This is a genomic window from Seonamhaeicola sediminis (genome assembly GCF_004358095.2).
In the GTDB taxonomy this organism is placed as follows: Bacteria; Bacteroidota; Bacteroidia; order Flavobacteriales; family Flavobacteriaceae; genus Seonamhaeicola; species Seonamhaeicola sediminis.
This window is the reverse complement of sequence record NZ_SMZJ02000020.1, coordinates 1-8,899: the sequence shown is the minus strand read 5'-3', so window position 1 is coordinate 8,899 and position 8,899 is coordinate 1. Positions and strand designations below refer to the sequence as shown.

At 32.3% G+C, this 8,899-nt stretch carries 12 protein-coding genes; all 12 read left to right on the top strand.

What is annotated here, in order from left to right:
* Nucleotides 1–269: 269 nt before the first annotated feature.
* Entirely contained in the window at nucleotides 270–1,190 is a 921-nt protein-coding gene (locus E1J38_RS14725; RefSeq protein ID WP_133357593.1) for an MrcB family domain-containing protein, read from the top strand.
* Nucleotides 1,191–1,957: 767 nt separating this feature from the next.
* Nucleotides 1,958–2,158: a hypothetical protein gene (locus tag E1J38_RS15125; protein WP_133357594.1), complete on the top strand. Its 201-nt coding sequence runs from the start codon at nucleotides 1,958–1,960 to the stop codon at nucleotides 2,156–2,158.
* Nucleotides 2,159–2,305: 147 nt separating this feature from the next.
* Nucleotides 2,306–2,533: a hypothetical protein gene (locus tag E1J38_RS14720; RefSeq protein WP_133357595.1), complete on the top strand. Its 228-nt coding sequence runs from the start codon at nucleotides 2,306–2,308 to the stop codon at nucleotides 2,531–2,533.
* An 11-nt stretch (nucleotides 2,534–2,544) separates the two neighbouring features.
* Nucleotides 2,545–2,727 (top strand): hypothetical protein, encoded by a 183-nt coding sequence (locus tag E1J38_RS14715; protein ID WP_133357596.1) that lies wholly within the window; start codon nucleotides 2,545–2,547, stop codon nucleotides 2,725–2,727.
* 30 nt (nucleotides 2,728–2,757) lie between these two features.
* Complete coding sequence (locus tag E1J38_RS14710) at nucleotides 2,758–3,096, top strand: hypothetical protein (RefSeq protein WP_133357597.1); 339 nt, start codon at nucleotides 2,758–2,760, stop codon at nucleotides 3,094–3,096.
* 211 nt (nucleotides 3,097–3,307) lie between these two features.
* On the top strand, nucleotides 3,308–3,556 hold the full coding sequence (locus tag E1J38_RS14705) for a type II toxin-antitoxin system ParD family antitoxin (protein ID WP_133357598.1): 249 nt from the start codon (nucleotides 3,308–3,310) through the stop codon (nucleotides 3,554–3,556).
* Nucleotides 3,549–3,848: a type II toxin-antitoxin system RelE/ParE family toxin gene (locus E1J38_RS14700; RefSeq protein WP_133357599.1), complete on the top strand. Its 300-nt coding sequence runs from the start codon at nucleotides 3,549–3,551 to the stop codon at nucleotides 3,846–3,848. The genes E1J38_RS14705 and E1J38_RS14700 overlap by 8 nt, the downstream gene beginning before the upstream one ends.
* A gap of 164 nt (nucleotides 3,849–4,012) precedes the next feature.
* Entirely contained in the window at nucleotides 4,013–5,044 is a 1,032-nt protein-coding gene (locus E1J38_RS14695; protein WP_133357600.1) for an FRG domain-containing protein, read from the top strand.
* A gap of 476 nt (nucleotides 5,045–5,520) precedes the next feature.
* Nucleotides 5,521–5,922 (top strand): hypothetical protein, encoded by a 402-nt coding sequence (locus E1J38_RS14690; RefSeq protein ID WP_133357601.1) that lies wholly within the window; start codon nucleotides 5,521–5,523, stop codon nucleotides 5,920–5,922.
* Between the two features lie 171 nt (nucleotides 5,923–6,093).
* Nucleotides 6,094–6,924, top strand: coding sequence for a prolipoprotein diacylglyceryl transferase (lgt, locus tag E1J38_RS14685; protein WP_133357602.1), 831 nt, complete (start codon nucleotides 6,094–6,096; stop codon nucleotides 6,922–6,924).
* 144 nt (nucleotides 6,925–7,068) lie between these two features.
* Entirely contained in the window at nucleotides 7,069–7,668 is a 600-nt protein-coding gene (locus E1J38_RS14680; RefSeq protein ID WP_133357603.1) for a hypothetical protein, read from the top strand.
* 563 nt (nucleotides 7,669–8,231) lie between these two features.
* Nucleotides 8,232–8,735 (top strand): hypothetical protein, encoded by a 504-nt coding sequence (locus tag E1J38_RS14675; RefSeq protein WP_133357650.1) that lies wholly within the window; start codon nucleotides 8,232–8,234, stop codon nucleotides 8,733–8,735.
* Nucleotides 8,736–8,899 lie beyond the last annotated feature (164 nt).

The window sequence follows — 8,899 nt, the reverse complement described above, 5'->3', positions numbered from 1 at the left end:
CAGTGTATTTTCCAACTTCGTTTGTGAATGTCGATGCCAATGTATAACTTTGGTTGAGCAGTTTGTTCAGTTTTCATATCTTAATCGTTTTAGTGAACTTTAAAGATACTGACTTACTGCTTTTTCATGGATGCTAAAAATAATTGCTTGGTTCTTGCCTACTCGGAAAATCCTACGGATTTTCCTCTGGTTCGTTCCTTTTTAGTAAGTTAGTTGCTTGCACACGCAACTATCCTTACACAAACCGTTGTGTACAATTTAAAAACTGAATGGAAAATATTTTAAACGAACCAATTGAAAGCTATTTAAATGAAAAGTCAAAAAACTTTGGCGGAAATGAATTAGCTGGTAAATTCCGAAATGATTTCCCATCAGAAATTGACAAACTTCTAATTGATAAGACCAGATATAAAACTATTGGCTCACCAGGTAAAGGAAATTGGACAGATTGTCCTTGGATAGCAATCCTTGACACTTTAATAACAGAAACACCTCAAAAAGGGTATTATCCTGTCTTTCTATTCAAATCTGATATGACTGGAGTTTATTTATCGCTTAACCAAGGAGTAACTGATGTAATTGAAAATTACAAAAGGAATGCAAAAGACGTTTTAAAATTAAGAGCAGAAGATTTTAGAGCAAAAATCAACTATAAGTCTTCAGAATTTCTAACTAAAATAAAACTGGAATCTAATACTAAAAATGCAAAACATTATGAAGCTGGAAATATAATCGCTAAATATTACCCAAGTGATAATCTTCCAAGTTCATTTGACCTAAAATCAGACATAACAAAATTTCTTGATTTATATGAGAATTTAGCTTATTCAGACAATTCTTTCAGTGATCATACAGAAAAAAACCATTTTGAAACTAAACAAATCAGACTTCATTGGAGAATAGAAAGAAATACAAGTTTAGGGAATAAAGTAAAAAAATTAAAAGGTTATACTTGCGAAGCTTGTGATATGACCTTCAAAGAAAAATATGGAGTTTTAGGAGAAAAATTTATTGAGGCACATCATTTAAAGCCAATTTCGGAATTAGGTATCGGAAAATTTAAAGTGGATTTGGAAAATGACTTTGCTGTTTTATGTAGTAATTGCCATAGTATGATACATAAATTAGAAGATCCAAGCGATTTGAATAAACTAAGAAAAATAATAAAAACTGTACACAACAATGTATAACCGCAATTACGGCGGATTCGACTACGTCCGAATCCACTCGGAATTGCTAACGCCTGTGCTTAACCGAAAAGTAAAACATATAAACCCGTAACTGACGGTTATACGAGACCGATGATAGCACATTCGCCAAAGGCGAACTTTAATCTGCGCTGCTTCGCAGACAATGCATCTTAAAGCATGTGCTATCATCTGCAGGGTTAAACCAAATTACTACTAAAACCTATCCTAAAAATATCGCCTTCTGCGGGCTTCGAGNTGCTTCTCGAATTCCCAAGCCAATAAATTCTACAATTTACGCTTCGCTTTCGCGAAGCTAATTGACAATCAATAATTAGAGAGTATATGGAAGTCCTTTTCTCTAATTATTGCTCAAGAATTTATTATCTTTTCATTCTCTAAGCAGAACTACGTTTAACCCTGCAGTTACAGCACATATGAGAAAAACCATCGGTAAAGACATAATTCCGCTTCTGATTTCAATAATCCTTTTGACAATTTCAATCGGAATTACATTATTTATGGATTACGTTTTGAATTATAAACATTACGTGGGAATTGGACTCGTGGGAATCTCATCCATTCTGTACTTTAAGAACAAAAAAATATATGTTTATATATTCGGACTGACATTAATTCTCGGAATTGTAAATCTAATTGACATTTATTACTCGAACATAATATTCGGAATTGGACCAATTAAATTCAATCCAATTTTTCTGACCTTACTTATAATTTTCTTAGCCTTAAACAAACAGATTCTGAATCAAATGTTCCCTGAAAAAGAATTGACTGAAAAGGATTTGGCGGAACAGAGCGCGAAAAAAGAAAATTTGATTAAAATGTATGAGCGGAAATTCGAGACGAAAACGGAATCGGAATTGAAAACTATTGCGGACGAAAAAAGTGGATATGTGGACGAGGCGAAAATAGCTTCGAAAAACATTTTGAAGAATAAATACGTGCTGTAACAATGTATAACCGCAATTACGGCGGATTCGACTACGTCCGAATCCACTCGGAATTGCTAACGTCAGTGCTTAATCCGAAAATAATTGCTAATTTAACTCGTAACTGACGGTTATACGAAACCGTTGTAGCACATTTTGACATATCCAATGAAAAGAAAGTTTCCCAAATTATTTGCTTCTGTAAAAGATGTTTTGATAGCCAAAAAAGACATAATTGGGAATGAAAATCAAAAATTAGCTAAAGTCGGTGATGAATTCATAGTCGAAGAAATAGTTGAATATGGATTTGATTTAAAGTCTGTGAAAAATCCTGAAATATTAATTAGATTCTTGAATTCCGAATTGAAAGAATATTTCAGCTTAAAAATCAAATAAGTAACAAACCAATGGCAATAAACCAATTTCTAACATTTGTACTTCCCAAAAAGCCAATTGAAGAAAAATTTGGCGGAATCCCAAAACAGCTCGAAATTAAACATTCTGAATGGGAAAAGTATTGGGAAAACTATGATATGGAATTGAATGACGCACCAGAACCTGAATTTGAAGATGCGATTTCAACAAAATGATGGAAAGGAATTGAAATTGATATTGCCGAATTGAAAAATGACATTGACAAAATAATCACTCGTGCGGAATGGAATGGCGGAGCGAGTTGGAAAACAGAAAAAGCGGAATTTGACCACGATTTGAGTATAGACTTTAACGAGAAAGAAAATTACATTGAAGATTTTCGATTTCGGACTGACTTGACCGACTCAACTCTGACTTTTATAAAATCAATGTTGGATTTATGCGACAGAAAAGAATGGATTTTAATAGACGACAAAGGAAATTTGTGCAAACCGAAAATTCAAAATTTAGCTGAATTAATTAAAGATTCAGATGCGGACAGATTTTTGAGAAATCCAACTGAGTTTTTTGAGAATATAAAATAAAAAAACGTGCTACAACAACGTGTATAGCTCATTGCGGCTGAATTTCCTATCGGAATTCATTGCAATTTGCTATTTTTCGGTTACGGCGGAAAATCATAGCTGATTTTCCGCAACGAGCCATACACAAACACGTTGGGTGTAATTTGAGCGAAAATTTACAAATTTGACTTATTTACCAAAAATTGGTACATTTGAGTAAAACTAAAACAGAATGAAAAATACATCAATATCGCTCGGAAATTATTTTGACCAGTTTGTACAAACTCAGGTTTCTGCTGGACGTTACAAAAACGTAAGTGAAGTAATCAGAGCTGGGCTTCGACTATTGGAAAATGAAGAAAGTAAAGTTATTGCGTTAAGAAATGCTATCCAAGAAGGAATAGATAGCGGAATTGCTCACGATTTCGACCCTAAAAAAAATCTTGAGGAATTAAAAGCTAAACACAGACTGAATGGCTAAATATGAATTGACCAATAAGGCCGTTGCTGATTTAAACGGAATTTGGGAATACACACTCGAAAATTGGTCCGAAAATCAAGCTGACAGATATTATGATATGCTTCTTGATATTTGTCAAGATATAGCCAGCAATCCAGAATTAGGAAAAAATTATGATGGAATTAAATCGGAACTTTTCGGTCTAAAAGCAAATAGACACATAATATTTTACCGAAAAAGAATTGACCAATCGATTGAAATCACAAGAGTTTTACACGGACAAATGGATTTAAAAAACAGAATAGACGAATAATAAAAAACTACACCCAACAACGTGTATATTCAATTGCTAGCTTCTAGCTTACTTGGGAAAATCCTCGCGGATTTTCCATTCAGTAATTATTTGCTAAATTTAGTGCTTAAACAACGCAACTGAAACATACACAAAAACGTTAGGCATAATTAAAAAAATCGCACTTGGGAAAAACAATACCATTTTACAACACAATTGAAGATAAAGAAAAACACTTCAAAATTATTGAAATTAATACTGAACAAGATTTTGATAATTTTTTTGATGAACACCAAAACAAAGAAGGAATTTATAGAGGAGTAAGCTCTTGGCGATATAAAATTTATTCTTCATTACAAAGGCATTTAATGTCAAATGAAATCACAATTGAAGATTCAAATAGATTTATAAATGACTACATAAAAATTTGCAGACAAAATCCGTTGCTTAATAAATATCTAAACTCATTTAAAATACCACCGTCAAAATTATCTTTGATGGCTTATCTTCAACATTTTGGAGCACCAACATCTTTTATTGATTTTTCAGAAAATATTTCTAAATCATTGTATTTCGCAACAGAAAAATTGAAAAATGATACAATTGAGAATTTCAGTCTTTATTTTATTGATAAAAAGGATTTAGAACTTATTAATATCGATAACGTTTATGATGGTGTTAAAAAAAGGAAAAATTATTTTGATGAACTTTCAAAGGTATATGAGGAAAAAATGGATAGTGGAAGATACCATAATATCAACGACGAAATGTTTGACATAAATGTTTTAGATGTCTTCTTAATAGAAAATAAAGTAGAATATGAGGAAATCTTTAAAACATACAATAATATTAGAATAATAGCTCAGGAAGGATTATTTATAAATAATAGTCATTTAAAATTACCATTAGAAGAATCTTTAAAACATTTTTTCTCTAATTCAGTTAATTATCAATGGTCACCAATTGAAGAAACTCCTGAGGCTGAAAATTATCAAAGAGAAGAATATGCTAGAATAGAGAAATGTAAACCACTTCAGAAAAGACTTGAGAATAATATAATTATATCGTATGAATTTAGTCCGAAACTTGTTGAATACGTGAAAAAGAAAATTAAATTGAACAAAGAAGACATATATCCAGAAGAAGAAAAATTAGTACAAGAACTCTTTAATAAACATTTGGAGACAATAAAAATAACTATGCCTAACAAAGTATAAATTTTATTGCTGTCTTTTTGCTTACTTGCGAAAATTCTAACGAACTTTCTAATCAGTAATAATTTGCTTACTTTTAGCTTGAAAACACGCAACAAACTTTATACAGAGCCGATGATAGCACATTCGCCAAAGGCGAACTTTAATCTGCGCTGCTTCGCAGACAATGCATCTTAAAGCATGTGCTATCATCTGCAGGGTTAAACCAAATTACTACTAAAACCTATCCTAAAAATATCGCCTTCTGCGGGCTTCGAGCCAAAACGTGCGACATCGTCGGNCTTCTCGAATTCCCAAGCCAATAAATTCTACAATTTACGCTTCGCTTTCGCGAAGCTAATTGACAATCAATAATTAGAGAGTATATGGAAGTCCTTTTCTCTAATTATTGCTCAAGAATTTATTATCTTTTCATTCTCTAAGCAGAACTACGTTTAACCCTGCAGTTGTAAAACATATAAAACCGACCGCGAAAACAAATGAAAGTTTACGGAAAATGTAAAAAATGTAAAACTGAAATCGGATATTCAACAAGTGCGAATACGAGAGTTGAATTTGCAATGCAAGATGGAGAAAACAAAACTCTGAATTGTAAAAATTGCGGAATAAAAACGGAATTTCACGTTGACGAATTATACACGAAAGAATCAAAAATTGCTCAAATTGGAGCGGGACTGATTTTTTTAATCGGAACACCATTAATGTTCTTTTTTGTAAATCCAATATTTTCTGGAAGCCGAAATCATTATGTGATTTATGTTGTTGGCGGATTTTTACTCGTGCCTGTTATTGCATACGGAATTATAAAAAAGCAAGACCAAACAAGAGTGAGTTCATTTAATCGAAGCAAACTGAAAGGTCGAATTCATAACATCGGATGAAAAAAATACGTTTTACAACAATGTATAACCGCAATTACGGCGGATTCGACTACGTCCGAATCCACTCGGAATTGCTAACACCAGTTCTGAACCGAAAATTAACGCATATTAACCCGTAACTGACGGTTATACGAGACCGTTGTACACAAGGCAGAAAAACGACAATAGCGAATGAACGATGGAATTATAAATTGGAATCTTGACCCAGTAATTTATTGGATTACAGACTCTTTTCCTCTAAAATATTATGGACTACTATTTATGACAGGAATTCTAATAGCTTTTCAGGTTGAAAAAAGAATTTACATTAAAGAAAATATTCCCGTTGAAAGATTAGATAAACTATTCATCTATGTCATTATTGGAATACTTTTAGGAGCAAGATTAGGACATTGTTTCTTTTACGAACCAGCTTATTATTTTGAAAACCCAATTGAAATCCTATTACCAATTAAAAAAATTGGTACCTCTTATAAATTTATTGGATTTCAAGGACTAGCAAGTCACGGAGGAACAATCGGAGTTTTAATTGCACTTGGAATTTATTGCAAAAAATACAAAACAAATTTTTGGTGGCTAATGGATAGAATTGCGATAGTTGCACCAATAGTTGGAGCTTTCATAAGATTTGGAAACTTTATGAACTCTGAAATTTATGGAAAACCGACAAATGGAAACTGGGGAGTTGTTTTTCAAAGAGATGACTTAATTCCAAGACATCCAACTCAACTTTACGAAGCATTCTCTTACCTTTTGATATTTGGAATTTTAATGTTCACTTACAAAAAAACTTCTAACAAAAAGAGTGATGGACTAATTTTTGGAATATGTTTAGTATTAATCTTTTTAGCGAGATTTACAATTGAGTTTTTTAAAGAAAACCAAGTTGGATTTGAAAACGAAATGACAATAAATATGGGGCAAATATTGAGTATTCCTTTTATAATTATCGGACTGATTTTAATATTTATGAAAAAAAGCCCTGTGTACAACAATGTATAACCGCAATTACGGCGGATTCGACTACGTCCGAATCCACTCGGAATTGCTAAGGCTTGTGCTAAACCGAAAATTATCGCTAATTTAACCCGTAACTGACGGTTATACGAGACCGTTGTGCATAATGTCCAGAAAACCCTAAAATCAATGAAAAACCTAAATGGAACTTGGTTAAAAATTAAAACAGGAAACGATTACTGTCGACCTGAATTTATTGAATTTAATGACGACCAAATCATCCATTTTGAACTTGAATTGAAAAGTGGAAATGAACTATCTAAAGTCCGAACTGAATGGAGCGAGAAACTTTCCGAATCAAAATATGAATTCGTAAATGACAATCGAATAAGAATATTTAGAATGGGAAAAACTTATACTGTGTTGAGCGAAACTGAATCAAAAACAGAGGATACTGAATTTGCGACTGACTATGAAAGAATTGTACCAACCAAAACGGAACTTGAATCTGAAAAAATTGAGACGCTCGAATTCAAAGCACAATGGAATAAAGAAAAAATACCTTTAATTTTCAACAAAATTTTGGATAGTAAAGTAATCCAAGAAATGAACAAAAGAATGAAAAGAAATGGGCGGAAATTAGTTTTGGAGAATTTACAAGGAACTTATTTTGCGTCAATTTTTGATAACGATATACGAGAAAAACTAATCGGAATAAAGGAAATTGATGAGAATAAAGCAGTCTTGTTCGGATTTCCAGAAAGACCGTACGAAATTAAAGCTGAATAAAACACTATGCACAACAACGTGTATAGCTCATTGCTGGTCAGTTGCTTAAACCAAAGTTAAGGCGTATTTGGAAAGTCGCCAAATTTTTAAATTTGACGATTTCCAACAAAAAAGATAAATAGTAAAATTTAAAAATCTGGCTTGTGGCTCAACCGAAAAATAATCGTTAATTTACACGCAACGAGCCATACACAAAACCGATGATAGCACATTCGCCAAAGGCGAACTTTAATCTGCGCTGCTTCGCAGACAATGCATCTTAAAGCATGTGCTATCATCTGCAGGGTTAAACCAAATTACTACTAAAACCTATCCTAAAAATATCGCCTTCTGCGGGCTTCGAGCCAAAACGTGCGANGCTTCTCGAATTCCCAAGCCAATAAATTCTACAATTTACGCTTCGCTTTCGCGAAGCTAATTGACAATCAATAATTAGAGAGTATATGGAAGTCCTTTTCTCTAATTATTGCTCAAGAATTTATTATCTTTTCATTCTCTAAGCAGAACTACGTTTAACCCTGCAGTTGTAGGTAATTTAAGAAAACCGAACTACATTCAAAATTATGTCTTCAGTTCAAGATTTAGAAAATGACAAAACATTCTTTATGAAAGAATACAAAAGTCTGATTAAAGAACTTGAGCAAAAAAACGGAATTGAAGAAAAAGCTGAAATTAATTTTACGGATTTGAGTAAAGTTGCGGAATATTTGAATACTGCAAAACCGCAATCTCATATGAAAAATCATAAGTTCGCGCTTCTCGAATATCTGACTGACTTAAAATCACTCTCTGAAAATAAAAATGCAACGGAAATTGATTTTCTGACTCTGAAAAAAAACAAACTGAATTCTGTAACTCACTTTGTGAATATCAAAAACGGATTTTCGATTCGGAATAACTTAATCCATTCCTACGCTTTGATTGGAATTATTATTGACATCATTCTTTCGATTAGTGGATTTGCGAAAAACTATTTTTATATACCAATCTTTATGCTGATTTTTTTAATTATTGGTACTATTAAACACAAAAAAGCAAAATCGGAAAATAAAATATTAAAACTCTGAAAAATAAAAAACTACCTACAACAACGTGTCCTATGAAAAGCACTAGCCTAGTTCTCCAAAGTTAATATTTTATTTTTAATTATCTCATAATGATGATTCTGTGGTGTTGGAATGTTGATAATTCCGATAGGATTATCAATATTTCAACAGCCTTTAAATAACTT